Origin of the sequence: Mesorhizobium sp. M2A.F.Ca.ET.043.05.1.1 (assembly GCF_003952445.1) — a bacterium.
GTDB lineage: Bacteria > Pseudomonadota > Alphaproteobacteria > Rhizobiales > Rhizobiaceae > Mesorhizobium.
The window spans coordinates 3,139,824-3,164,015 of sequence record NZ_CP034446.1 but is presented as its reverse complement, the minus strand read 5'-3'; the positions used below and the strand labels follow the sequence as shown (position 1 = coordinate 3,164,015).

Sequence of the window (24,192 nt, the reverse complement as noted above, 5' to 3'; positions counted from 1 at the left end):
TCTCGACATCGTTTCGAGGGAGTTTCCAACACCGAACTTTTTGGTGTCAGAAACCCATGTTGCAGATTGCTCCCACTGCTTTCCGGTCGATCCTTGTCCTGCAGACCAAATTCATCGGCGACATCGTGCTTGCCTCGGCGCTGGCGAACAACCTGCAGCTCGCATATCCGGGCGTCAGGATCGTGTTTCTCTGCGAAACGCATTTGGCCAGCTTCCTGACGGCTCAAGGCATTGCCGCCGAGGCTATCTCCCTCAGCCGCGCCAGGATGCGTGGCTCGCCGTTCGAGCGGGGACGCGAGCTCTTCCGCGTGGTGCGGGAATTGCGGCGGCATCGCTTCGACATGACCATCGACATCACCGACTCGAAAACCTCGCGTCTTATTTCCGGGCTGGTCAATGCTCCGGTCCGGGTCGGCTATTCTCCGACGGAGCGGCCTCTGCGCTGGCATGAACGCCAGCCCGCCACTGTCAGGATGAAGCCCTTCGGATTTGGCAAGAAGCACTTTCTCTACCGCTATCTGTCTCCGTTGGAGGCGCTCGGCGTCGACCTGCGCGTCAAGGCCCCGGCCATTCGACCGCTGCCCTTCGAGACGACCCGCGTCCTGGCTTTGCTGGCCCGGCACCACATCCTCCCAAACGCCTTCGTCGCGGTTCATGCCGGGGCAAGTTTCGCCGGGCGCCGCTGGCAGCCGGAGCGCTTTGCCGAGGCAATCGACAGGATTGCCGGCGAGACAGGCTTGCGCGTCGTCCTGGTCGGCGGCCCGGACGAAAACGAGGCGACCGACAGGATTGTGGCCGCGGCGAAGACGCCTGTCGTCAATCTGGCGGGCGCGCTGCGGCTGGAAACCCTGCTTGCGCTGCTCAGGCAGGCGCGGCTGTTTCTCGGCAACGAAAGCGGGCCGATGCATATGGCGGCCGCGGCCGGCACGCCGGTTGTCGGCCTGTTCGGCCTGACCAATCCGGTCCGCTGGGCGCCGATCGGCGTGCCCAGCATCTCGTTGCGGCCATCCATGCCCTGCGACTGCGTCGGCGGCGACCTGTGCCGCCGGACCGATCCAAGCAAGGCCTGCTGCGTCTGGCGCCTGGAGGTCGATCCGGTGGTCGAGGCCACGCTGGAACTTCTGGCACGGACGGAGATACCCCTGGAGGCCGCCGTCTGACATCCGCGGGAAAGCCGCCCGTCGGCCGCGTCGCCTCTTGGAGCAATTCCAGGAGAGATCTGAAACGTCGCGCTCGGCGCATTCGCCTTTCCGTGAGACGGGAAGCCCTTTTCGGCGCGTGAGTCGCTCTGGTCCACAATGTTGCAGTCTTGTATATGAGAGTCACGTGAAACACGCGCATGGCGGCTCCACATGTCGACGTCTCGGCCCAGCTTCGTGGACTCCGATCCGTCCGGCGCCCGGACACGGACGTCGCAGCGTCGCTCCGGCCCTATCCGGTCGATCCTGATCCTGCAAACGAAGTATATTGGCGATCTCGTTCTTTCTTCCGCGCTGGCGAAGAATCTGAGGCTCGAATACCCCGGCGCCCGCATCGTCTTCCTCTGCGACTCCCGCTTCGCCGGGTTCCTCACGGCCAACGATATCGCCTCGGAGGTTGTGACCTTCCGCCGTTCCCATATGCGCGGCACGCCGCTGCGACGCGCGCAGGAACTCATTGTCACGCTCTTTAGGCTGCGCCGCTACCGTTTCGACATGGCCATCGACATCACCGATACGCGGACGTCGCGGTTCATCTTAGGGCTGGTTGGTGCGCGGGTTCGCGTGGGGTATCAGGCGGGCAAAAGTCCCTTGCCTTGGCTCGACCTCCGATCCGCCAATGTCAAGGCGAAGCCGTTCGGCTACGGCGAGCGGCACTTTCTCTATCGATATCTTTCGCCGCTGGAGGCGCTCGGCATAGACCTGCGCCAGCGGGTTCCCGCCATCGAGCCGTCATCTTCTCAGACGGCGAAAGCCTTGGCGCTGTTGGACACGTTCCACCTTCGGCAGAGCGCCTTCGTCGCGGTGCATGCCGGGGCGAGCTTCCCCGGACGCCGCTGGCAGCCCGAGCGCTTTGCCGCCGCAATCGACCGGATATCGGCCGAAACCGGTCTCAGTGTTGTTCTGGTCGGCAGTCCGGATGAGCGCGAGGCAGCCGAAAAGATATTGGCGACTGCGACGACGCCGATCGTCAATCTGGTCGGAGCCCTCCCGCTCGAAACGTTGCCGGCGCTGCTCCAGCAGGCGCGGCTGTTTCTGGGCAACGACAGCGGTCCCATGCACATGGCGGCTGCGGCCGGCACTCCCGTCGTCGGCCTGTTCGGCCTGCAGAGCCCGGTCAACTGGGGACCGGTCAGCGTGCAGAGCATCGCGGTGCGCCCGCCCATGCCCTGCGACTGCGTCGGCGGGGGCATGTGCGAACGGCCTGACCCCAACAAGGCGTGCTGCGTGTGGCGCTTGGAGGTCGATACGGTAGCCGATGCCGTGCTCCAGCTGCTGGCGCGGACGGAGGTGGGCTTGGAAGCCGCGGTGTAAGGCGAAAGCAAATCTTCGCGACTGCCGCTTCTGGCGCTGTTTGTCGTCCCGATTTTTGCCTAGATGCCGGTTTTGTTGAGGCAAAGTTTGTTGGCGGCACGACGATGGCCGTGCGTGCCGGGTTGGAATGGATGATGGGTCTGCTTCGAAATTCTCTTTGCGTGCTTGCGCTGTCGCTCTTGGCGGCGTCGGCCGGCAATGCCGCGACGCTTCTCGAGCCGACGCTGCATCTGAAGACCCAAGCCTCGGAAGGGGGTGGGCGAGTCGCCCTGACGCTCGACGCTTGCGGAGGAAAGACCGACACAAGAATACTTTCGGCTCTTGTCGACAATCGCATACCGGCGACCATCTTCGTTACGGGCATCTGGCTCAAGCACAATGCCGCGGCCGTCGAGATCATGCGAGCGCATCCTGATCTGTTCGAGCTGGAAAACCATGGCGGCCGCCACATTCCCGCGGTCGATACGCCGCGGAAGATTTACGGCATAAGCAGCGCCGGCAGCCCGGACGCCGTGCAGGCCGAGGTTGAATCCGGCGCCGCGGCGCTCGCCAGCGCGGGCGGACCGGCGCCCAAATGGTTTCGCGGCGCCACCGCGGAATACAGCCCATCGGCGATCGCCATGATCCGCAAGCTGGGCTTCAAGATCGCCGGCTTCTCGGTCAATGGCGACGGCGGCTCGCTGCTCGGCGCCAAGGAAACGGCACGCCGCATCGGCGCCGCCAAGGACGGCGACGTCATCATCGCCCACATCAATCAGCCGACGCATGCGGCCGGCGAGGGCGTGGTTCAGGGGCTGCTCGCCTTGAAGCAGAAAGGCATGACCTTCGTGCGCCTGGACGATGCCGACGGTATAGGCAACGACGGCACCACCGATTGAGCGTGCGGTGCGGCGGCTGAATTTTGGCAGCCACATCCTTCCGAGATTGACGTGAACGCCCATCCCTCCGCCCTGGGATGACGACGCTTGGGCTTCGCCCGTCTCGGATCGCAGCGACGGCCCAGCCCAATCGAAAACTCAGCCCGGTTCGGCTTCGACCGTTACCTTGCTCGTGTAGAACGCGCCGTGGTTGCGGATCTCGGTCATTTCGTCGAACGGATGTTCATAAGCCCACATGGCGTTCGTGCCGGCTTCGCCGGCCGCCTGGACGCTCCAGTAGCTGGCATCGCCCTTGTAGGGGCAATGCGTCGAGTGCTCGGTGCCGGCGAGCTTGCTGAAGTCGATATCGTCGAACGGGATGTAGAAGGCCGCCGGGTAGGGTGGTTCTGAAAGCACCTTGGCCCGGGTGGATCTTGCGATGACGGTATCGCCGGCGCGCACGGTGACGCTGCCGCGATAGGGTTCGACGGTGATCACCTTGTCGGGATTGCGCTGGAAGCCGGGCGCAGGGTTGGCGGGCTTGTCCATGAATGGTCTCCTGGAGCAATTCCAGCAAAAGCGCGAAGCGGTTTCCGTCCGGAATTGCGTCAAAACAAAGAGAACGGTTTGCCGTTTCCATGAAACGGTGAAACGTTCTCGCGGCAGACTTACATGTGTCGGGTGAGTGCGTCGCGCAAGCCCGCGCGGCGCGAGGCTCCATCACCATTCATTGAACGTCTGTTGGCCAGCCGTCAGGCGGCTGTCTTGAAGGCATCCATGAGGCCGGCATAGGCGGCGGCAATGCCGGCCACCGGATTGGTGCTTCTTGCCGCGGTTTCGACCTTGAGCGCGCCGCCGCTGGTCGGCAGCGTCAGCAGCAGGAACTGGCGGTTGCCCGCCTCGCCGATGCAGGCGGCGGCGACATGCTCGCCATTCTCGCCGTTTTCGACGCGCATCTTAAACAGCAGCGTCCCGCCGACGGCTTCAAGCGCGCCGCCGACGACTTCGGCAAATTCATCTTCGGAAACGGTTTTGTTGTCCGGCGCCAGATCGTCCAGACTTTCGGCAAGCGTGCTTTCGAGGGCTTTTTCGTCGAGCTGCGCGTCCATGCGAACCACTCCATTCGCCAATCTCACCCAGCCCGTTAACGAAACTTAACGGCGAGGATGGCCGGATTATGGCGGTTTTCCCGGTTCTTCGATCCATCCCCGGGCTTCGACTTATGGCGGCTGGACAATCCGCCGGTTCGTTCCACAATGTGCGCAACAAACGACGCGAATGCGCGAAGGGGAGGAATAGATGCTCGGATTGATGCAGGAATGGCCGCTGCTTTGCCATAAGCTGATTGACCATGCCGAACGCCAGCACGGCAGCCGGGAGGTCGTGTCGCGCTCGATCGAAGGCCCGATCGTGCGCACGACCTTCGCCGAAATCCATCATCGGTCGCTCAAGGTGGCGCAACGGCTGGAGCGTGACGGCTTCGCGCTCGGCGATCGCATCGCGACCCTTGCCTGGAACACGGCCCGCCATATCGAAGCCTGGTACGGCATCATGGGCATCGGCGCGATCTATCACACGCTCAATCCGAGGCTTTTTCCCGAGCAGATCGCCTGGATCATGAACAATGCCGAGGACAAGGCGATCTTCGTCGACCTCACCTTCGTGCCGCTCCTGGAAAAGATCGCCGGCGCGGTGAAATCGCTGCGCCGGGTGATCGTGCTGACCGACCAGGCGCATATGCCGCAAACCTCTCTGGCCAATGCCGTCGCCTACGAGGAATGGCTGGCCGAGGCCGACGGCGATTTCACCTGGAAGACGTTCGACGAGAACACCGCCGCCGGCATGTGCTACACCTCCGGAACGACGGGCGACCCGAAAGGTGTGCTTTACAGCCACCGCTCCAATGTCCTTCACGCCATGATCGCCGCCATGCCCGACGCGATGGGCCTGTCGACGCGCGATGTCGTCCTGCCTGTGGTGCCGATGTTCCACGCCAACGCCTGGGGGCTCGGCCAGAGCGGACCGATGATCGGCGCCAAGCTGGTGATGCCGGGCTGCAAGATGGATGGCGCCTCCATCTACGAACTGCTCGACACCGAAAAGGTGACGTTCAGCGCCGCAGTGCCCACCGTCTGGATGATGCTGCTGCAATATCTGGAAGAGACCGGCAAGAAGCTGCCCTATCTGAACAAGGTCGTGATCGGCGGGGCGTCCTGTCCGCGTGCCATCACCGCAAAGTTCCAGGATGATTACGATGTGCAGGTGGTGCATGCCTGGGGCATGACCGAGATGTCGCCGCTGGGCACGCTCTGCACGCTGAAGCCGCAATATCAGACGCTGACCGGCGAGGCGCGGCTGGATGTCCAGGGCAAGCAGGGTTTTCCGCCCTTCGGCGTCGAGATGAAAGTGACCGACGACGATAACAACGCGCTGCCCTGGGACGGCAAGACCTTCGGGCATCTCAAGGTGCGCGGTCCCGCAGTGGCTCGCGCCTATTATGGCGGCGCCGGCGCCGAGCAGTTCGATACCGACGGCTGGTTCGACACGGGCGATGTCGCCCATATCGACGCCAGCGGCTACATGCAGATCACCGACCGCGCCAAGGATGTCATCAAGTCCGGCGGCGAGTGGATATCGACCATCGACCTGGAGAATCTCGCCGTCGGCCACCCGGACGTGGCGGAGGCGGCGGCGATCGGCATCCCGCATTCGAAATGGGGCGAGCGGCCCTTGCTGGTCGTCGTTAGCAAGCCCGGTCGGGAGCCGAGCAAGGGCGACATCCTCACCTTCATGAGCGGCAAGGTGGCGAAATGGTGGATGCCCGACGACGTCGCCTTCGTCGGCGAAATTCCGCACACCGCTACCGGCAAGATCCAGAAGACCAGCCTGCGCGCCCAGTTCAAGGATTACCGCCTGCCGACGGATTGACGAAAATGTTCGATCTTCCGGCTTCAAGCCCGCGCCAAAAACCGCTAACTCTCGGCCCGGGTTGGGACGATACGGCGAAGAATGGCATCTATTCCTGAACGGCAGACGTCGAGGGCGGCCGGCTGGTCGCGGCGGATCGGGGCATTTTCCCTCGTCCTTCTGCTCACCGCCGTTGCCGGTTACCGGCTCGGATTCGTCGAGACGCCGCCTTTCCTGTGGGTGCTTGCGGTCGTCGCGCTGTTGGCGGCGCTCGCCCTGTTGCTGGCGGGTCTCGGCCTGTCGAGGGTCTGGAGCTTCGGCGATCGCGGCGGCCGCGATCTCAGCGTCGGCGCGCTGCTGGCGCTGCTGGTTCTGGCGCCCTACGGCGTCGCCGTCTACTGGGCCACGATCTACCCGCCGCTGCGCGACATCTCGACCGATCTCGACGACCCGCCGGTCCTGGACACCAGCGACCGGACAAGCGACATGAACGAGCTGTCGCCGCCGACCCCTGGCGAACAGAGCCTGCAGGCCGATGCCTATCCGCTGGTCAGCGGCCACAGCTACAATCTGCCCTTCGAAACCGTCGTCGACGCTGTCGAAACCGTGCTCGACCGCCGCGACTGGCAACTGACGGCGCCTTATCCCGACATCAACGGGCAGAGCGAGGCGACGATCAATGCGCTGGCCAAGGGCTTTGTGCTCGGACTGCCGGCCGATGTTGCCATCCGCGTCACCGACGATGGCGAGCAAGTCATCGTCGACATGCGCTCGGCCTCGCGCTACGGCCGCTACGATCTCGGCGACAACGCCGCCCGCATCACGGATTTTCTTGGCGAGCTTGACCAGGAAGTCGCCGGGCAGGTCGGCGCGGCGCCGGCCGAGTGATCAGCCGGCGGGACTGAAAATGCCGTCGATCGCCGGGTCGCCTTCGGTGGCGATCAGGCCGCGCGCGACCAGATCCTCGAGATGGGCGAGGACCGACAGGCCTGCTGCGCCGTGCAGGCGGGGGTCGGTGTCGCGATAGATCGCTGCGACCATCTCCCTGATCGTCCGATCGCCGGCGCGGATGCGCTCCAGGATCGCCCTTTCACGCCTCTTGCGATGAGTCTTCAGGCCGCGCATGAACCTTTGGGGCGCGGTCACAGGCCCGCCATGGCCCGGCAGCAGCAGACGATCCTCGCGCGCCAGCAGCCTGTCGAGGGAGCCCATGTAATCGGCCATGGCGCCGTCCGGCGGCGCGACGATCGAGGTCGACCAGGCCATGACATGGTCGGCCGAAAACAGGATGCCGGTTCCCTCAAGGGCAAACGCGGCATGGTTGGCGGTGTGGCCGGGCGTCAGCACGGTGCGGATCGCCCAGCCGTCGCCCTCGGTCAGCGCATTGTCGGCCAGGGCCATATCGGGAACGAAGGCCAGGTCGGCGCTGGCGTCGAGCGGATTGACCTCGCCGATGCGCAAGGCCCGCGCCGGCCGGTGCGGGCCTTCGGCAAGCGTCGGCGCGCCGGTGCGCTCCTTCAGCCGTGCCGCCAGCGGCGAATGGTCGCGATGGGTGTGGCTGACGAAGATGTGGCTGACCGGCCGGCCAGCGATCGCCGTGAGCAGCGTTTCGAGATGCGCGTCGTCTTCCGGGCCCGGATCGATCACCGCCAGCGTGTCGCGGCCGACGAGATAGCTGTTGGTGCCGTGGAAGGTGAACGGGTTAGGATTTCCGGCGGTGATGCGCAGCACATCCGGCGCAACCTTGACCGCCCGGCCGTAGGCCGGGTCGAAGCTGGTATCGAATTCAAGCGCCATGCCGGATTCCTTTGCAATGCGGCAAAATGATTGCCGCCCGATACGGAAGCCAATATAGGAAATTCAATGCATGTCGCCCAAAAGTGCGCAGCGGTTTTGGGACACACGACATGCATCAAGAAGGTTTTTGAGCATGTCGCCCAAAAGTGCGCAGCGGTTTTGGGACAACGTCATGCATCAAGAAAGTTTTTGAAGCCAGCAAATCAGCCACCCGATGAATCAGCCAGAATGAGGAAGATCATGGCAATTGCAACCACGATGCGTCCGCTCGTTTCTCTCACTCTGCCGGAGCGGGGCGCCGCGCGGCTCGCGACCCAGCTTTTCCTGGCGCTTGCCGGAACCCTGCTGCTCACGCTTTCGGCCAAGACCAAAGTGGTGCTCGGCCCGGTCGACATGTCGCTGCAGACGCTGGCCGTGCTGCTGATCGCCTCGGCTTTCGGCCTGCGCCTGGCCGTCGCGACGCTGCTTCTCTACCTCGCCGAAGGCGCGTTTGGCTTGCCGGTCTTCCAGGGCACGCCGGAAAAGGGCATCGGCATCGCCTATATGATGGGCTCGACGGGCGGCTATCTCGCCGGCTTCGTGGTCATGGCGGCAATCGCCGGCTGGGCCGCCGACCGCGGCTGGGACCGCAGCCCGTTCAAGCTGTTCGGCGCCATGCTGACGGCGGAAGTCGTCATGATGGCCATGGGCTTTGCCTGGCTGGCGATGCTCATTGGGCCGGAAAAGTCCTGGCAGTTCGGCGTCCTCCCCTTTATTGCCGGCGACCTGATCAAGGTGGCCCTGGCCGCTAGCCTTGTGCCTGCGGTGTGGGCATTGCTCAAGCGCGGCTGATCGCGATCGACGAACGAAGGGCCGGCGGGCGACAGGCGCCCGCCGGCCCTTTTTCATGGCCCGGTCGGATTTCGCTCGAAACCACCGCATGCCGGATGATAGAAAGTGGAACCAGCGTCAGGAAGGAAGCAAACCCGACATTGACAAGCCGGTGCCCGAAACCTAAGCACGGGCAACTTGGCATCGAGGCGGGGGCCGAGGTAGTTCAAGGAGAGCTTGTTGAAAGGAATTATCCTTGCGGGCGGCAGCGGAACACGTCTTTATCCGCTAACATTAGCTGTATCTAAGCAAATACTGCCGATCTACGACAAGCCGATGATCTACTACCCGCTGAGCGTGCTGATGCTTGCGGGAATCCGCCAGATCCTCGTCATTTCAACTCCGCGCGACTTGCCGGTCTTTCAGGCTTTGCTGGGCGACGGTTCCGAATTCGGCCTGGAGCTCTCCTATGCCGAGCAGCCGCAGCCCAATGGTCTCGCCGAAGCCTTCATCATCGGTCGCGACTTCATCGGCAAGGACAGCGTGTCGATGATTCTCGGCGACAACATCTATTTCGGCGGCGGCCTGTCGCATCTCTGCCGCGAAGCGGCTGCGCGCGACGGCGGCGCCTCCGTCTTCGCCTACTATGTCGACGATCCCGAGCGCTATGGCGTGGTCTCCTTCGACAAGGTCACCGGCACGGCTTTGACGATCGAGGAGAAGCCGCAAAAGCCGAAGTCCAACTGGGCCGTGACCGGTCTTTATTTCTACGACAACAACGTGGTCGACATTGCTTCGACCATCCGCCCTTCGGCGCGCGGCGAGCTCGAGATCACGGCGGTCAACAATGTCTATCTCGGGCGCGGCGAATTGCACGTCCATCGCCTCGGCCGCGGTTATGCCTGGCTGGATACCGGCACGCATGACAGCCTGCTCGAGGCCTCGTCCTTCGTGCGCACGATCGAGCATCGCCAGGGCATCAAGATCGCCTGCCCCGAGGAGATTGCGCTGGAGCAGCGCTGGATCAGCGCCGACGAGGTTCTGGATCGCGCGGCGCGGCTCGGCAAGAACGAATATGCCGCCTATCTGCGCCGGCGGGTGGCCGATCTGATGGAGGAACAGGGTGCTTGAGGTCAGGCCGCTCGGCCTCGACGGCGTGCTGGAGATCGTGCCGAAGCGGCATGGCGACGCGCGCGGTTTTTTCAGCGAGACCTGGAATGCCGAACGCTTCGCCGAGGCCGGCATCCATCTCGCCTTCGTGCAGGACAACCATTCCTACTCCGCCGCGGCCGGCGTGCTGCGCGGGCTGCACTACCAGCTGCCGCCGCGCGCGCAAGACAAGCTGCTGCGCGTCGTCAGGGGCAGCGTGTTCGATGTCGCGGTCGACATCCGCCGCGCCTCGCCGACTTTCGGCAAATGGGTGGGGCTGGAGGTGTCGGCCGACAAGGGCAACCAGATCCTGGTGCCGAAGGGGTTCGCGCATGGCTTCGTCACGCTCGTGCCGGATGCGGAGGTGATCTACAAGGTGACTGACACCTATTCGCCCGAGCATGACCGGTCGATCCGTTTCGACGACCCTGCGATCGGCATCGCGTGGCCGGCGCTTGCCGGCGGATTCCAGCTTTCGGACAAGGACCAGAAGGCGCCAACGCTGGCCATGGCCGAAGTGTTTGCGTCGGCGGAGGGGGTGGCATGAATTTCCTGGTCACCGGCGGCGCCGGCTTCATCGGCTCGGCCGTGTGCCGGCATCTGTGCGCCAACCCGGCCTACCGCGTCACCAATCTCGACAAGCTGACCTATGCCGGCAATCTCGCGTCGCTGAGGCCGATCGAGAACGCGCACAACTACCGCTTCGAGCAGGCCGACATCTGCGATGAGCGCGCGGTGCTGGAGATATTGCGCCGCGACGACATCGACATCGTCATGAACCTTGCCGCCGAAAGCCATGTCGACCGCTCGATCGACGGCCCCGGCGCCTTCATCGAGACCAACATCGTCGGCACCTACCGCATCCTCAATGCGGCGCTGGAATATTGGCGCGGCCTGTCCGAGGAGCGCAAGGCGGGCTTCCGCTTCCACCATGTCTCGACCGACGAGGTCTTCGGCGACCTGCCATTCGACGGCGGCATGTTCGTCGAGGAGACGCCCTACGCGCCGTCCTCGCCCTATTCGGCCTCGAAGGCGGCGTCGGATCACCTGGTGCGGGCCTGGCACGAGACCTACGGCCTGCCGGTGGTGCTGTCCAACTGCTCGAACAATTACGGCCCCTACCACTTCCCCGAGAAGCTGATCCCGCTGGTCATCCTCAACGCGCTCGACGAGAAGCCGCTGCCGGTCTACGGCGCCGGCGCCAATGTGCGCGACTGGCTGTTCGTGGAGGATCACGCGCGGGCGCTGGAGCTGGTGGCCACCAAGGGGCGGCCGGGCGAGAGCTACAATGTCGGCGGCAATTCCGAGCGCACCAATCTCGGCGTCGTCGAGGCGATCTGCGATCTTCTCGACCTGAGGCGGCCGCGCGCCGGCGGCAAGCGCTATCGCGACCTGATCACCTTCGTCACCGATCGTCCTGGACATGACCGCCGCTATGCAATCGACGCCTCCAAGATCGCGCGCGATCTCGGCTGGGCGCCACGCGAGAATTTCGACAGCGGCCTGGCCAGGACCGTCGACTGGTATCTCGACAACAAATGGTGGTGGGACCCGATCCGCGAGCAGCGCTACGCCGGCGAGCGGCTGGGCCACGCTGCGGCGGCAAACAGCCAGAACAGTCCGGTTGCAGGCAACCCGGCCGGTACCGCGGCCGAGAGCAGGAAGGTGACCACGTGAGGCTTGCCGTCACCGGACGCGAAGGCCAGGTCGCCGCTAGCCTGGTCGAGGCGGCGCGGGGCCGCGACGATCTCGAAGTCGTCGCCGTCGGCCGCCCGGCGCTCGACCTTGCGCGGCCCGACACGGTGCTCGCGGCTTTGGAAGCGGCAAGGCCGGACGTCGTCGTTTCCGCCGCCGCCTACACCGCCGTCGACCAGGCCGAGGACGAGAAGGATCTGGCCTTCGCGGTGAACGCCACCGGCGCCGGCAAGGTGGCCGAAGCCGCGGCAAGGCTCGGCGTTCCCGTCATCCATCTGTCGACCGACTATGTCTTCGACGGCGCCAAGGACGGCGCCTATGTCGAGACCGACCCGACCGCGCCGCTCGGCGTCTACGGCGCCTCCAAGCTCGCTGGCGAAGAGGCGGTGGCCGCCGCCAACCAGCGCCACATCACCCTGCGCACGGCCTGGGTCTACAGCCCTTTCGGCAGGAACTTCGTCAAGACGATGCTGCGGCTGGCGGCCGACCGCGACGAGATCGCCGTCGTCGCCGATCAATGGGGCAATCCGACCTCGGCGCTCGACATCGCCGACGCCATCCTGCGTGCGGCGGCGAAGCTGCGGGACGACAGAAATTTCGCCGCCTTCGGTGTCTACCACCTGGCGGGCGAGGGCGACACCAACTGGAGCGGCTTTGCCCGTCACATCCTCGACACAAGCCGGGCGTTGGGTGGCCCGTATGCGAAAGTGCGCGATATCGCCACGGCGGATTATCCGACCAAGGCGAGGCGCCCGCAAAATTCGCGGCTGTCGAGCGCGAAGTTTGAGGGCGTGTTCGGGTGGCGGCCGCCGCGGTGGCAATCCGCCGTTGAAGCTGTGGTTGCGCGCCTCACGGAGGCTAGCCGGAATTTCGTCCCTCGCTCGGGAAAAGGCGCCTTGGACTTGTTGCAAAAACCGGTGCCAAACGATTCGACGCTGCTGAGGGACAACATTCAACGATGAACAAGCCGGCTAGCTTGTCAAAGATTAGCGATCATGAAACGGGCGCGAAATCAACGAATGTCGATGGGCGATCGCTTCACCGCCTCTACGACACGCATAAAGGCAAGGTTTCAGACAAATGGTCGATCTACCTGGACGAATACGAGCGGATTTTTTCGACCTATCGAAGCCTGCCCGTTCGGATCCTGGAGATCGGCATCCAGAACGGCGGCTCACTTGAGATTTGGGCAAAATATTTTCCGCAGGCGAAGGTTATACTCGGTTGCGATATCGACCAGAAATGCGGTCTCCTGAGTTTTCGAAACAAGAAGATCAGCGTCGTCGTCGGTGATGCTGGCTCCGAGAGTGTCCGCAAGAAAATTCTCGAGAGATCCGACGAATTCGACATCGTCATAGATGACGGTTCGCACAGGTCGTCCGACGTAGTACGCGCCTTCGCGCGTTATTTCCCCCATCTTTCGGATGGCGGAGTATTCGTCGCAGAAGATCTGCATACCAGTTACTGGAAGGAGTTCGAAGGTGGGCTCTATGACCCAATGTCTTCGATGTCGTTCTTCAAGCGATTGCTCGATCTGGTCAATCACGAGCACTGGGGGCTGGATCGTAGCCGGACAGATGCACTGGCGGCATTTGCTGATCGGTATGGAGTCGCGTTCGATGAATCTTCGCTGGCGTCCATTCACTCCATCGAGTTCCTGAATTCCCTTTGTGTCGTGACGAAGCGGCCACATCAGGACAACGTCCTGGGTTCCCGTCACATAGTTGGCCGGGAGGCGTTGGTTGAGCAGAGCATCCTGGATTTGGATGATGCGACGATAGCGGCCGCCAATCAGGCGGGAAATCCATGGTCGCTGCGGTCTGTGACAATCGAGCAGGAGATTACCGAAAATCGAGAATCCGGCGGCCAAACCACTGCGCGGCTTGGGGCGCTCGCCGACCAGATCGCGCAAATGCATGAAAAAATAAGGATCGACGAGGCCGGACTGGCCAGCGCCAGAGCCGAAATCAGCGAGAGGACGCAAGAAGTTCAAGTCCTTCGGGAGAAGCTCGCGGCTACGGAAGCGGCATCGCGCTCGTTGCTTGTCGAGCGGGACAGCGCTCGCTCGGAGCAGAAGCGACTGCACGACGTTCTCGATGCCGTCTACTCAAGCACGTCCTGGCGCCTGACCCATCCACTGAGAGCACTACGGCTCGGAATAAGGGGAACCAGAAACGGTTTCGGCGGCGTTCGCAGAACGCTGGCGCAAAAGGCTCGCATTGCATGGCATCGAATACCCTTGTCTGCCCGGCTCAAGCAGCGTTTGAAGGGCGCGGCGTTCTCTGCATTTCCCGGTCTTTTTTCCTCGACCAATGCCTATCGTGCCTGGAAGAGTTTTCAATTGCCTGGCTGGACGCCTGCAAACTGGTCGCCTTCCGGCGGGAAGGGTGCGGTCTTGTCGCCTGGCGCGGTCTACATCCCGCGCCTCGACGCTCAACCGCTGCTACAAAAACCCGTTCGCGTCGTGGCTTTTTACCTTCCTCAGTTTCATCCAATTCCTGAAAACGACGAATGGTGGGGAGAGGGCTTCACTGAATGGACCAACGTCAGGCCAGCGCAGCCACAATTTGTCGGTCACCATCAGCCGCATGTGCCTGATGAACTCGGTTACTACGACCTGCGCGATGTGGCCGTGCAGCGCCGCCAGGTCGAACTGGCGAAGCTCTACGGCGTCGAGGGCTTCTGCTTCTACTTCTATTGGTTCGGCGGCAAGAGGCTGTTGGAGAAGCCGCTTGAAAACTGGCTCGCTGATCGGAGCCTGGACCTGCCGTTCTGCCTGTGCTGGGCAAACGAGAACTGGTCTCGCAGATGGGACGGGCTCGACCATGAGATCTTGATCGCCCAGGACCATTCCTCGGATGACGATTTTGGCTTCATCGCCGAGGTCGCGCCCTATCTTCGCGATCCCCGCTACATTCGTATCGATGGCAAGCCGCTCCTGCTCGTTTACCGCCCAAGCCTCCTTCCTGCCCCGGGGGAAACTGTCCAACGTTGGCGAAAGTGGTGCCGGGAAAATGGCCTAGGCGAAATTTTTCTCGCCTATACGCAATCTTTCGAATCCGTGCCGCCTGAACAATACGGGTTCGATGCAGCCGTTGAATTCCCACCGAACCGGTCGGCGCCGCCCAACGTCACGCATTTGGTGACGCCGTTGAACGACGACTTTGACTCGACCGTCTATGACTGGTCAGTCTTTCCCGAACGCAGCAAGAACTACCCGCCTCGCGAATATAAACTCTTTCGGTCGGTTTGTCCGGGCTGGGACAACACCGCGCGTCGCAGGCATGGCGGCGGCGTGTTCATCAACAACACCCCGGAACTCTACCGTGCATGGCTGGAGAACGCCATCGACGACACGATCGCTCACGTCGAAGAGCCGAGCGAGCGACTGGTCTTCGTCAATGCCTGGAACGAATGGGCGGAAGGGGCGCATCTGGAGCCGGACGCCGCTAACGGCTTTGCCTATCTACAGGCGACCCGTGACGCGTTGGAGGCGGCGAACAGGAAATCCAGGCCCCGCATCGTGGTCGTTTCCCACGACGCCCATCCGCATGGAGCCCAATATCTGGCTATGGCGATGGCGCGCGGCCTGGGGGCGCTGGGATTCGATGTCGACATGATCGTCATGGGCGACGGGCCCATGCTGCCGCGCTTCGCCGAAGTCGCAACCGTTCACCGCATAGACCTCGCCCGCCAGCCCGAGGAGAGCGTGCTCGCAAAACTCCAGGAAATGCGAAACGCTGGCGCCGAAGTCGCCATCGTCAACACGACCGTTTCTGGTCTGTTGGTTCCTGTCTTGAAAGAAGCAGGCTTTCGTACGGTATCGCTGATCCACGAGCTGCCGGGAATACTGCGATCTTACGATCTTGCTGACCCTGCGTCGGCTATAGCCGGGAATGCAGATAAAGTTGTTTTCCCGGCCGAAATCGTGAAGGCAGGATTTGAGGAATTTGTCGGTCAGGCCGTCAACCGGTCAGTCATCAGACCGCAAGGCCTTTACTTGCGCACGCCCTACCGCGAAGACGATCGCGGTCAGCTTCGTGGCGCGGTTCGCACAAGATTGCAGCTACCAGCGAGCGCTCGCATCATTTTATCCGCCGGATATGCCGATCACCGCAAAGGGCTGGATCTCTTTGTTGATACATGCCTCAAGGTGATAAGTGCCAAGCCGGATGTCGTTGCTGTTTGGGTAGGTCATATAGACAGCGCCCTGCATGCGGTTCAAATGCGGCGGATAAAGGATGCCAGGCTCGAAGATCGATTTATCTTTGTCGGATTGGTCGACAATCCGCGAGATTACTATTTCTCGGCTGATATATATGTTTTGACTTCGCGTGAAGATCCGTTTCCCTCTGTGGTGCTCGAAGCGCTCGATGCATCAATTCCGGTTGTCGCTTTCGAGGGGGCCGGCGGCTTTCAGGACCTGCTGAAACGCGGTTGTGGCATCCTTGTACCGAAGCTCGACACGGATGCCATGGCCGGCGCCATTTTCACTCTGCTCGATGACTCGGACAAAGCGGGCCGCCTTGCGAAGGCCGGACACGAGATTATCCGCCAGGAGTTTGGCTTCGATCATTACCTTCACGATTTGCTGGCCTATGCAGGAAGGCCGCTGCCGATGGTGTCCGTGGTGGTGCCGAACTACAACTACGGTCGGTACCTGGACGCACGTCTCAGTTCGATCGTGGGGCAAACGGTACGGCCCTATGAACTCATTGTGCTTGATGACGCCTCGACGGACGACAGTGTCGAAACCATCGAACGTTTTTTGGCGCCTTGCGATATCCCAAGTAAGTTGATCAAGAACGATCGGAACTCAGGCTCGGTATTCCGCCAATGGATGCGCGGTGTTGAAGCGGCGCGTGGCGATTACGTCTGGATCGCCGAAGCCGACGATCTCGCCGCCCCTGACTTTCTGGCTAAACTTCTGCCTGCCTTCGAACGAGGCGATGTTGTCATGAGCTACTGTCAGTCGCGGCAGATGAGCGGCGACGGGCGCATTCTGAGCGAACACTATCTTGACTATGTCTCCGATATTGACCGGTCCCGCTGGACCAAACCTTACGTGGTGGACGGAAACGAGGAAATAACCCAGGCTTTGTATCTCAAGAACACCATTCCGAATGTCAGCGCGGTTCTGTTCCGTCGACGACCGCTGCTCGAGGTTCTCGGCGCGGAACTTGACGACATCGCTTCCTACAGGGATGCCGGCGATTGGGTCGCCTACCTGCGGCTGCTTGAGAAAGGGGGGATCGCGTTCGATCCCCGGCCGCTGAATTCGCATCGCCGTCATCAGTCGAGCGTCACCCGTTTCGACGTCAGGCACTTGCAAGAGATCGCCAAAGTGCAAGCGGAGACGATCGCGCGTTTCCACCTCGGGGCGTCAGCGCAAGCTGCGGCTGCCGCATATGTGCAGAGCCTGTATGAGCAATTCGGCTTAAGGGCCCCTGAAATAGTGCGAGCAGAATGACCGCGCCCTGGATCGCATTCCTTTTCGTCGAAAGGGACGAAGTCCTGGCTTCACAATAGACCGGCATCAAGTAAACGAATGCGGCCCACTCTTGCAAGAAATCCGGTCACTCTTGCCCTAGCCGACTGTTGCAAACTGAACCATCCGCGTTCTGGCTCATGCCGTCGCTCAAAAAGGAAATCTTCTTGAAAGCCGGGGCGAAAGTGCGGGCGGTAGGAAGGCAATGCATCGCGCATTCGGTCAATGCAGTACCTCACATTTTTCTCAGTCAGCGGATACTCTCCCGGCTCGCTTTGGATCGTCCGAAAAAGTTCGACAAGCAGGCGGTGCTGGTCGGCAGAAGGGCGTGCGATATTCACTTGCCGAAGGGCCTCGATCAGAGGGTAGGGCAGTGATCCGTTCCCTTCAACTTGACTGTAGTCGAACCCATCGCCAGGAACGTCGATCATGGTGAGAAAGTCCTTGAATAACGAACCCTCAACCCACTGCGCTCGATCATAGGGGGCCAGCGTCAGATTTGGCACTTTCAACCAGCGCCTAAGAATGTCCAACTGCGACGGGTCATAGGCGAAGGGCTGCTCGTTCAGCGGGCGAGTCCAGCGCGTGTCATAATGCCGGACCACCTCGTTGAAAGCTGAGACTACGATGTCGCTTGGGTGACGTACATAAGCGATGACCCGAATGTCGTGCCCCTCGAGGCATGATAGAAACAGATCGAGATCTACCCCCGCCTCGCAAAGCATTTCCGAGCTGATGAGCAGCGTTTTGCCTTCTGCCTCTGCCAGCGTCATTGCCAGCCGTGTCGGGCCATGATCGTTTGACCCTGGCATGAATGCCACAGCCAATGGGTTATGATTTGGCCACTCGGAGGTTGTCGGCTTGTAGAAGACTCCGTGCTGCAAAAGCAAAGCAGCGTTTCGAACTAAAAAAGCTTGAAGCGCACTCGTGCCCGTCTTGTGGACGCCGATATGGAGGATGATCGTCATGAAGTCGACCTCTCAGCGGAAGTCTGCAGTTTCGATCACCGAAGCCATAATGTCATTAGCGCTTCATGATTTTCCAACGGATTCAGGAGCGAACACGAGCTTGTTGCCGTGGAGCGAATCCGAAGGATCGCGACGCGCTTTAGGCTAGAGCCGCGACGCAGCTCGTCGATGTCCGAGGTCCCGGCCGATCGTTGGTCACCCTATCCCGGCTTCCTCAGAACATAGACCTCGGTCATGGGGCCAAGGACGGCAACGTCCTTTGACTGCATTCTTCTCACCTCGACGTCGAACCCCGTGCGCCTCTGAGCAGCGGCAGGTCGTATCCGTAGCGCCACGTTACGAGCGAACCCGACGGGTCCTGCGGGTTCCCGTGATATTCGGGCTCTCCGACAATGCGGACGCCATCTGAGGATTGGAATGCCACCTGTTCCGATTCCGTGCGTTCGGGATAGGTCGGTGCGGTGAAAATGCATATGCCGCCAAAGTCCAAGGTCCGAAAAATCTCCGCCAGGGCTTTGAAAGGTTCAAACAGGTGCTCCATCACGTCCAGGTGCACAACCAAGTCGAAGCATCTGTCGGGGAAGGTTTGCGCCTCCAGGTTCTCGTTCCTGATATGCCCGACCATCGTCCCGAAAGGCTTGTCGGGATAGTAGCCGGAGAAGACTTTTTTCGTGATATTGTACCAAAGCCAGAGCGATAAACCTCGCCCGCCAGGCGCCGCCTCATGAACCCGAAGTTCCTTAAGCTGCTCTCGTGAGAACATTGAAAAAAGGACTGCTGCTGCAGCCCTTTCTCGCGTGACGCAATCGTTGAGCGGGCAACCGATTGCCTTTAGCCCGTCTCTGCAACTGGCATAGTCGTCAGGCGCGACGAAGGTTCGTTTCTCCGAGCAAATCGGGCACGTGGCTTGAAATCTTTGATCCATCTGAAGCCTATTCCAAGATCTCGGTGTTTATGGTCGATTCCCCGATTTGGAGAACCCGGCACTGGACATCGGCACGATCAATCAAAACAATCTCGGCGGCGTGATCAACTCGCGCAGCATCGAAGGAGTTTCACATGAGCTTTGCCGCGTCCTTCAGCGGTTGGCTACCCTTGCGAGTGCCTGTTGGTTTGCGTAGCTCGGGCCCTCGCCAAGCCGGATCAATACAATGTCGCCTTGTATTTCCAGGCTGCCAGGTGCGGGCCATACAGGCATCGTCGAGAGCCGGACAATTGTTTGATCGACTTGCTGGTCCGTCGGACCGTTCAGATTGGAGTAGCCGAGCAGTTTCATATAGTAGGTGATGCGCCAGGCATTGCCCCCGTCCCACTCGAAGAACGAGTACCCGACGGTTGAACCGGGGGGCCTTGGATAGTTGGTGGTAAACGGCAGCCCGCCGAATACGGTCAGAGCGTAGGAGCGCTTGGCGTCAAAGCCGGGCATGGACGTCAGCCTCCCGTAGATAGCCGCGGCCAGGAGTGTGTCGTGCTTGTCGACAAGATAGCTGGACGCCTGGCGATAGTTTTGGATCACCTGGATCTGGAAGATCACCACGCCAAGCAGGATTGCCGACACCATGCCGATCCTCGCATTGCTGCTTGTCACCCCAAGGTAGACGAAGAGCCAGACCGCTATCGGCAGACCTACGAGACTTCTGACGGGCATGGTGCCTGCCGCCAGAACGTGGACGCCGAAAGGAATGAACAGGCAGACCAAAGCGGCTGCCAGCAGCAGCAACCTTGAGCGTGACGACTCCTTGAAAAGCGTCCAGCCGCCGAGGGCCACCAGCAGCGGAACTGCCCACAAAATAACACCGTAACTGCCGCGGTCCAGGCCAAGCGCCCCTCCGAGCGCTTCCAGCACCCGGCCCGTCACCACGACCGGATGCTGAAACAAGAAGCCCGGCTGGAAAAGCGACTCGAAATACTCACTTCTTTTGGAGGTGAACGATTTGAAAATTGCATTGCCGACGGCGTAGAAAATCGCCGAGCCCGCTATCAGGACGCCGGCGCGGGTCACGTCTTTCGGCAGCGAACTTTCAATGCCGGCCCGTGCCCGCAGAACGCAGACAACAATGCCCAAAACCAGGATTGCCGGTGCGAAACTCTGATAGATCGAGATCGCAAAACCGCCAGCAACGATCGCAACGAAGAAGCGCGAACCATCTGCCGGGAGATCTTTCTTGTTGATCAGCCAAATCGCAAGGGCACTGGCAGCCAGGCCGATCCCGACCGCGGCGATATTGGAGTAGAACTCTACGATGAAGAACCAGGTCGGGAAGGCACAGAAGATCGTGAAACAAGCATATTCGGCGATGGAAAGCCTATGCTTGTCGATGATGTCCATAACGAGCAGGTAAGCGGCAACGCAACCGGCGCCAAAGATCGCCGGCGCCAGCAACGGCATTACAGGATTTGGGATAAGGAACCTCTCGATCAGGTAGGCCCCCCAACGCCCCTGGGCAATCCAGATCGAAGAATCGGTTCTGAAGGCGGCTACCTCTTCGTCGATGGACAGCGAAAAGGAGGCCAACTCGGAAAAGTACATTGCGACAAAGATCGCAAAGAGATTGATGGCCGCCCGGATCGAAGAGGGGCGTATCAGCATCATCGGCGCAGTATCCATCGAGAAACCAGAAAGTTGAGCATCGTCGTTGCGGCCAGCGTTGGAAAGAATGCCGCTGCATGGCTTTGCAACACCCGCTCGAGAAAATGAAGGATCGCCAACCCCGCTGCAAACACCACCGCGACCGAACCGCCGACCGCCAGCCGATCCGCGAAGCCGGCGCGCCCGCCTGGAAAAACCCGATCCGGATAGAACACCATCACGAATACGAGGCCTGCCAGCCAGGCAATTGTGTAGGAGATTGCTGACGGGAGCACAGTCAAGCCGGCAAAGTAGACGGCGCTCGTCAGCGCGGTGTTCAATCCGCCGGCCACAAGAAAGCGGATTGCGTCTGAGCATATCCGGTCAATGGCCATCCGGTCTGACCGTGGCGAGGAAATCCGAATAATCCCTGATGTAGTCGCTTGCATCATAGGGATGCGAAGCCATGACGAGCAGCGCGGTATCCGGCTGGAATTTGTACTGAATGCCCCACACTCCGGGAGGCAGGTAAAGACCGATCGAGGGATCTGCCAGCGACACTTCCTTTCTGTCGTGCCCGTCATCGACGACCACCGACAGGCGTCCATGGGCGGCAATCAGGAATTGATGGCACTGCCGGTGCGCATGCTCACCCCTGACCTTGTCCGAAGGTACGCCGTAGACAAGAAACGACCGCAAGGGTTTGAAGGGCAGGTTCTGTCCGAACTCAAGCGGGGCCAGTTCGCCGCGCAGATCACTAAAGTGCGGCAACCGCCACAGCTCACATCCGCCAACGCCAAGCGCCATCCTGTCACCGGCAGCGCCGGGGGTCGCCTGCGTCATCACGGGCTCGACCTGCGGACCGGTCTGATAGCCGACGATGACGGCCGGATTTCCCACCACCACGGCGTTGGCCGGCACGTTCTTGGTCACCACGGCGCCGGCGCCGATCATCGCCTGGCGACCGATCGTTATCCCGGGCAGGATGGTTGCGTTGGCGCCGATCGACGCGCCGTCCTCGACGATCGTCTGGAGAAACGATTCCGGATAGTGTTTCGAACGCGGGAAACGGTCGTTGGTAAAGGCGGCATTCGGACCGACGAACACGCGATTGCCCAGCCGGACGCCGTCCCACAGCTGAACGCCGCTTTTGATCGTGACGTCATCGCCGACCGTCACATCATTTTCGATGAAGACATGATCGCAGATATTGCAGTTCGCGCCGATCACCGCCCTTGGGAGGACATGGGCAAACGCCCATACGCGTGTGCCATTGCCGACGCTCGTGCTTTCGCAGATGCCGTGCTGGTGAACAAAGAAAGTCTTGTCGTTCATGCGGACGTTCCGTCGACAATGCGGCTTATTATCCGCAATGGGCGCGATTTGGTGTTTTCAACGGCTCGCCAGAGATAACACCCAAGGATGCCTTGCACTGCGAGAATCGCTGACCCAAATCCCACGATAAGCAGCACCAGTGTCGTGTATCCGGCAGAGTCGATCCTGCCCAGCAAGCGGGCGATTACGGTCACTGCGGCAAACACAAGGCTGAGGATGCAGCCCGCGATCCCCACCCACAGTGTAAGCACGATCGGAAAGTCGGAAAACGAGAAGATCGAGTCCATCATATATCTGAGGCGGCGCCCCATGCCCCAGGCGCTTTTTCCGTGCTCCCGTTCGCGACGGTGATACGGCACGAATTCCCGCCTGAAGCCCACCCAGAAGAGTTGCACGACCAGCGAGCTGTTAGGCTCCGCGATCGACAGGATCGCTTCCAGCACCTGGCGGTTGCAGCCAAAAATATCGACGCCGCCGCTGGGCATGCTTGGCAGTATCAGCCTGCGGTAAACGCCCCAAAAAGCCCGGGACAGAAACCGCGTCAAAAACGGATCGTCTCGCCCCGCTCTGCGGCCGAAGACGACGTCCGCAGCGTCTTTCTCCAATATCGAAAAGAACTCGACAATCAGTTCCGGCGGCTCTTGAAGGTCGGCCGCCATGGCAGCCACATACTTGCCCGATGCATGCTCAAGCCCGGTCCGAATGGCGGTGAAGGAGCCAAAGTTCCGACTGTGAAAGATGATCTTGTAGTCGTAGCCGGTATCCTTCAAGGCCGTGACCAGCAACGCGCCGGATGCATCTGGCGATCCATCAATAACGAAGACAAACTCGATGTCGCCCCTATACCTGCCGTGAAAGCCGGCAACTGCCTGCATCAGGGCGGGGATATTCGCCTCGTTTCGATAGATGGGAAAGACGATGGAGCGCGCCGTCACAATGCCTCCCATTCACCGAGAGCCTTGCACACTTGCTCGATCTCGTCGCTCGTCAGGTCTGGGTGGCACGGGAGGGAACAAAGACGACCGATACTTGCCCTAGAGACCGCGAGATTTTGGGTCCCTTTCATGGGCAGGTCAGCCCAGCCAGCCTGATCGCAATCGAGTACGGGATAGTGGACATCTGTATCGACTCCGCGGGCCTTCATGAACACCCGGAATGCATCCCGATCGTCGCAGAGCAGGACCGCAAGGTGCGCGACGGCGCCGCTGCCTCCGTCGACGAACCGGAGCCGGTTCCCGGCAGCAGACTTGAATCGGTCGAGGATGGCGCGGCGCTGTTCATTGCGACTGTTCAAATCCGGAAGAAGGATATCCAAAATCGCGGCCTGGACCTCATCCATGCGGGAGTTGCGCCCTCCCGGCAATCCCACATGATATTTGGAGCTCCAGCCATATTGATGAAGCTGACGAACGCGGTCTGCCAGCCTGGGATTGGAGGTTAGGACCGCGCCGCCATCCCCCATCGCGCCGAGATTCTTAGTCGGATAGAAGCTGAAAGTGGCGATGTCACCAAGCGATCCGACCGTTTCATCCCCGATGCGTGCACCATGTGCCTGGGCGCAGTCCTCGATGACCGGTATGTGCGACATGCCCACATCGATAAGTCCTGCCCGGATAGCGGGAACATCGACGACACCGCCGTAAAGGTGGGTAACGACGATCGCAGCGGTGTCGGCACCCACTGCCTCCAGCACCGCTTGGATGCTTGCAAGCTGGCTGGCGGGTTCGATGTCGACATAGTGTGGAACGAGGTCGTTGTGCCAGCAGGCGCAACTGGCATATCCCCCGGCATTGGCCGCCACGATCACCTCGCGTCCATGCGAAGCGTTGAGCCCGACGACCGAGCGCAGAGCAAGCTCGAGGGCGTCTGTTCCGTTGGCGACGAGGATGCAGTCAGAGGCTCCCACAAATTTCGCAAAGTTTGCCGCGAATCGCTTCCCGGCCGCGCCATTGAGCCACCATCCGGATTGCAACGTGCTCGTTACTTCGCGCGCAATCTTGACCTCGTAGCGCTGATACAGGCGCTTGAGATCGTTCATCGGAACGGCATTAGGCTTCGTCATCAACAACTCAACAGCGTATCTTTATTGATCCTGGCCTGCTCG

General features: G+C 61.3%; 21 protein-coding genes. 11 read left to right on the top strand and 10 right to left on the bottom strand.

Annotated elements, in window-relative coordinates:
- Nucleotides 1-56 precede the first annotated feature (56 nt).
- From EJ069_RS15680 to EJ069_RS15670, 3 genes are all read left to right on the top strand, one after another.
- Complete coding sequence (locus tag EJ069_RS15680; RefSeq protein WP_126062063.1) at nucleotides 57-1,160, top strand: glycosyltransferase family 9 protein; 1,104 nt, start codon at nucleotides 57-59, stop codon at nucleotides 1,158-1,160.
- Nucleotides 1,161-1,598: 438 nt separating this feature from the next.
- Nucleotides 1,599-2,513, top strand: a complete 915-nt coding sequence (locus EJ069_RS15675; protein WP_245456586.1) for a glycosyltransferase family 9 protein — start codon at nucleotides 1,599-1,601, stop codon at nucleotides 2,511-2,513.
- Between the two features lie 134 nt (nucleotides 2,514-2,647).
- On the top strand, nucleotides 2,648-3,391 hold the full coding sequence (locus EJ069_RS15670; RefSeq protein WP_126064747.1) for a polysaccharide deacetylase family protein: 744 nt from the start codon (nucleotides 2,648-2,650) through the stop codon (nucleotides 3,389-3,391).
- A gap of 138 nt (nucleotides 3,392-3,529) precedes the next feature.
- On the opposite strand, the gene EJ069_RS15665 is transcribed toward EJ069_RS15670, so the two are convergent.
- Together EJ069_RS15665 and EJ069_RS15660 are read right to left on the bottom strand one after the other, a co-directional pair.
- Nucleotides 3,530-3,919 carry a DUF427 domain-containing protein gene (locus EJ069_RS15665; protein WP_042641822.1) on the bottom strand — a complete coding sequence of 130 codons (390 nt, stop codon included), beginning with the start codon at nucleotides 3,917-3,919 and terminating at the stop codon, nucleotides 3,530-3,532.
- A gap of 203 nt (nucleotides 3,920-4,122) precedes the next feature.
- Entirely contained in the window at nucleotides 4,123-4,479 is a 357-nt protein-coding gene (locus EJ069_RS15660; RefSeq protein ID WP_126062061.1) for a hypothetical protein, read from the bottom strand.
- Between the two features lie 190 nt (nucleotides 4,480-4,669).
- Between EJ069_RS15660 and EJ069_RS15655 the strand changes: the two genes are divergently transcribed.
- Both EJ069_RS15655 and EJ069_RS15650 read left to right on the top strand, forming a co-directional pair.
- On the top strand, nucleotides 4,670-6,298 hold the full coding sequence (locus EJ069_RS15655; protein ID WP_126062060.1) for a fatty-acid--CoA ligase: 1,629 nt from the start codon (nucleotides 4,670-4,672) through the stop codon (nucleotides 6,296-6,298).
- Nucleotides 6,299-6,379: 81 nt separating this feature from the next.
- Nucleotides 6,380-7,165, top strand: coding sequence for a DUF1499 domain-containing protein (locus EJ069_RS15650; RefSeq protein WP_126062059.1), 786 nt, complete (start codon nucleotides 6,380-6,382; stop codon nucleotides 7,163-7,165).
- Here the strand turns inward: EJ069_RS15650 and EJ069_RS15645 are convergent, their stop codons facing one another.
- Nucleotides 7,166-8,074, bottom strand: coding sequence for an MBL fold metallo-hydrolase (locus tag EJ069_RS15645; RefSeq protein WP_126062058.1), 909 nt, complete (start codon nucleotides 8,072-8,074; stop codon nucleotides 7,166-7,168).
- Nucleotides 8,075-8,314: 240 nt separating this feature from the next.
- Between EJ069_RS15645 and EJ069_RS15640 the strand changes: the two genes are divergently transcribed.
- The 6 genes from EJ069_RS15640 (at nucleotide 8,315) to EJ069_RS15615 (ending at nucleotide 17,198) form a co-directional block, all read left to right on the top strand.
- The gene (locus EJ069_RS15640; RefSeq protein WP_126062057.1) at nucleotides 8,315-8,905 is read left to right on the top strand and encodes a biotin transporter BioY; all 591 of its coding nucleotides are present in this window, start codon (nucleotides 8,315-8,317) and stop codon (nucleotides 8,903-8,905) included.
- Nucleotides 8,906-9,124: 219 nt separating this feature from the next.
- On the top strand, nucleotides 9,125-10,015 hold the full coding sequence (rfbA, locus tag EJ069_RS15635) for a glucose-1-phosphate thymidylyltransferase RfbA (RefSeq protein ID WP_126062056.1): 891 nt from the start codon (nucleotides 9,125-9,127) through the stop codon (nucleotides 10,013-10,015).
- Nucleotides 10,008-10,580, top strand: coding sequence for a dTDP-4-dehydrorhamnose 3,5-epimerase (rfbC, locus tag EJ069_RS15630; protein WP_126062055.1), 573 nt, complete (start codon nucleotides 10,008-10,010; stop codon nucleotides 10,578-10,580). Before rfbA ends, rfbC begins: the two co-directional genes overlap by 8 nt.
- Complete coding sequence (gene rfbB / locus EJ069_RS15625) at nucleotides 10,577-11,710, top strand: dTDP-glucose 4,6-dehydratase (RefSeq protein WP_189476397.1); 1,134 nt, start codon at nucleotides 10,577-10,579, stop codon at nucleotides 11,708-11,710. The genes rfbC and rfbB overlap by 4 nt, the downstream gene beginning before the upstream one ends.
- A complete protein-coding gene (gene rfbD / locus EJ069_RS15620; protein ID WP_126062054.1) occupies nucleotides 11,707-12,690 on the top strand; it encodes a dTDP-4-dehydrorhamnose reductase in 984 nt (327 codons plus the stop codon). The genes rfbB and rfbD overlap by 4 nt, the downstream gene beginning before the upstream one ends.
- Entirely contained in the window at nucleotides 12,687-17,198 is a 4,512-nt protein-coding gene (locus tag EJ069_RS15615) for a glycoside hydrolase family 99-like domain-containing protein (RefSeq protein WP_126062053.1), read from the top strand. Before rfbD ends, EJ069_RS15615 begins: the two co-directional genes overlap by 4 nt.
- Nucleotides 17,199-17,248: 50 nt before the next feature.
- Here the strand turns inward: EJ069_RS15615 and EJ069_RS15610 are convergent, their stop codons facing one another.
- The 7 genes from EJ069_RS15610 to EJ069_RS15580 all read right to left on the bottom strand — a co-directional run bounded on the left by EJ069_RS15610 (nucleotide 17,249) and on the right by EJ069_RS15580 (nucleotide 24,150).
- The gene (locus tag EJ069_RS15610) at nucleotides 17,249-18,184 is read right to left on the bottom strand and encodes a hypothetical protein (RefSeq protein WP_126062052.1); all 936 of its coding nucleotides are present in this window, start codon (nucleotides 18,182-18,184) and stop codon (nucleotides 17,249-17,251) included.
- 274 nt (nucleotides 18,185-18,458) lie between these two features.
- Complete coding sequence (locus EJ069_RS15605; protein ID WP_126062051.1) at nucleotides 18,459-19,109, bottom strand: methyltransferase domain-containing protein; 651 nt, start codon at nucleotides 19,107-19,109, stop codon at nucleotides 18,459-18,461.
- Nucleotides 19,110-19,262: 153 nt separating this feature from the next.
- Nucleotides 19,263-20,777 (bottom strand): glucosyltransferase domain-containing protein, encoded by a 1,515-nt coding sequence (locus EJ069_RS15600; RefSeq protein WP_189476394.1) that lies wholly within the window; start codon nucleotides 20,775-20,777, stop codon nucleotides 19,263-19,265.
- Nucleotides 20,774-21,148, bottom strand: a complete 375-nt coding sequence (locus EJ069_RS15595; RefSeq protein WP_189476391.1) for a GtrA family protein — start codon at nucleotides 21,146-21,148, stop codon at nucleotides 20,774-20,776. Before EJ069_RS15595 ends, EJ069_RS15600 begins: the two co-directional genes overlap by 4 nt.
- Nucleotides 21,138-22,088, bottom strand: a complete 951-nt coding sequence (locus EJ069_RS15590) for a WxcM-like domain-containing protein (RefSeq protein ID WP_126062048.1) — start codon at nucleotides 22,086-22,088, stop codon at nucleotides 21,138-21,140. Before EJ069_RS15590 ends, EJ069_RS15595 begins: the two co-directional genes overlap by 11 nt.
- On the bottom strand, nucleotides 22,085-23,023 hold the full coding sequence (locus tag EJ069_RS15585) for a glycosyltransferase family 2 protein (protein ID WP_210211333.1): 939 nt from the start codon (nucleotides 23,021-23,023) through the stop codon (nucleotides 22,085-22,087). Before EJ069_RS15585 ends, EJ069_RS15590 begins: the two co-directional genes overlap by 4 nt.
- Nucleotides 23,020-24,150 (bottom strand): DegT/DnrJ/EryC1/StrS family aminotransferase, encoded by a 1,131-nt coding sequence (locus tag EJ069_RS15580; protein WP_126062046.1) that lies wholly within the window; start codon nucleotides 24,148-24,150, stop codon nucleotides 23,020-23,022. Before EJ069_RS15580 ends, EJ069_RS15585 begins: the two co-directional genes overlap by 4 nt.
- Between the last annotated feature and the right edge of the window lie 42 nt (nucleotides 24,151-24,192).

What these genes read in the sequence shown, in the direction of transcription:
- EJ069_RS15640 (WP_126062057.1), top strand. Translation starts at nt 8,315, where the DNA reads ATGGCAATTGCAACCACGATGCGTCCGCTCGTTTCTCTCACTCTGCCG.
- EJ069_RS15590 (WP_126062048.1), bottom strand. Translation starts at nt 22,088, where the DNA reads ATGAACGACAAGACTTTCTTTGTTCACCAGCACGGCATCTGCGAAAGC.
- EJ069_RS15660 (WP_126062061.1), bottom strand. Translation starts at nt 4,479, where the DNA reads ATGGACGCGCAGCTCGACGAAAAAGCCCTCGAAAGCACGCTTGCCGAA.
- rfbB (WP_189476397.1), top strand. Translation starts at nt 10,577, where the DNA reads ATGAATTTCCTGGTCACCGGCGGCGCCGGCTTCATCGGCTCGGCCGTG.
- EJ069_RS15610 (WP_126062052.1), bottom strand. Translation starts at nt 18,184, where the DNA reads ATGACGATCATCCTCCATATCGGCGTCCACAAGACGGGCACGAGTGCG.
- EJ069_RS15615 (WP_126062053.1), top strand. Translation starts at nt 12,687, where the DNA reads ATGAACAAGCCGGCTAGCTTGTCAAAGATTAGCGATCATGAAACGGGC.
- EJ069_RS15580 (WP_126062046.1), bottom strand. Translation starts at nt 24,150, where the DNA reads ATGACGAAGCCTAATGCCGTTCCGATGAACGATCTCAAGCGCCTGTAT.
- EJ069_RS15650 (WP_126062059.1), top strand. Translation starts at nt 6,380, where the DNA reads ATGGCATCTATTCCTGAACGGCAGACGTCGAGGGCGGCCGGCTGGTCG.
- EJ069_RS15670 (WP_126064747.1), top strand. Translation starts at nt 2,648, where the DNA reads ATGGGTCTGCTTCGAAATTCTCTTTGCGTGCTTGCGCTGTCGCTCTTG.
- EJ069_RS15655 (WP_126062060.1), top strand. Translation starts at nt 4,670, where the DNA reads ATGCTCGGATTGATGCAGGAATGGCCGCTGCTTTGCCATAAGCTGATT.
- EJ069_RS15680 (WP_126062063.1), top strand. Translation starts at nt 57, where the DNA reads ATGTTGCAGATTGCTCCCACTGCTTTCCGGTCGATCCTTGTCCTGCAG.
- EJ069_RS15600 (WP_189476394.1), bottom strand. Translation starts at nt 20,777, where the DNA reads ATGATGCTGATACGCCCCTCTTCGATCCGGGCGGCCATCAATCTCTTT.
- EJ069_RS15605 (WP_126062051.1), bottom strand. Translation starts at nt 19,109, where the DNA reads ATGGATCAAAGATTTCAAGCCACGTGCCCGATTTGCTCGGAGAAACGA.
- EJ069_RS15595 (WP_189476391.1), bottom strand. Translation starts at nt 21,148, where the DNA reads ATGGCCATTGACCGGATATGCTCAGACGCAATCCGCTTTCTTGTGGCC.
- EJ069_RS15665 (WP_042641822.1), bottom strand. Translation starts at nt 3,919, where the DNA reads ATGGACAAGCCCGCCAACCCTGCGCCCGGCTTCCAGCGCAATCCCGAC.
- EJ069_RS15645 (WP_126062058.1), bottom strand. Translation starts at nt 8,074, where the DNA reads ATGGCGCTTGAATTCGATACCAGCTTCGACCCGGCCTACGGCCGGGCG.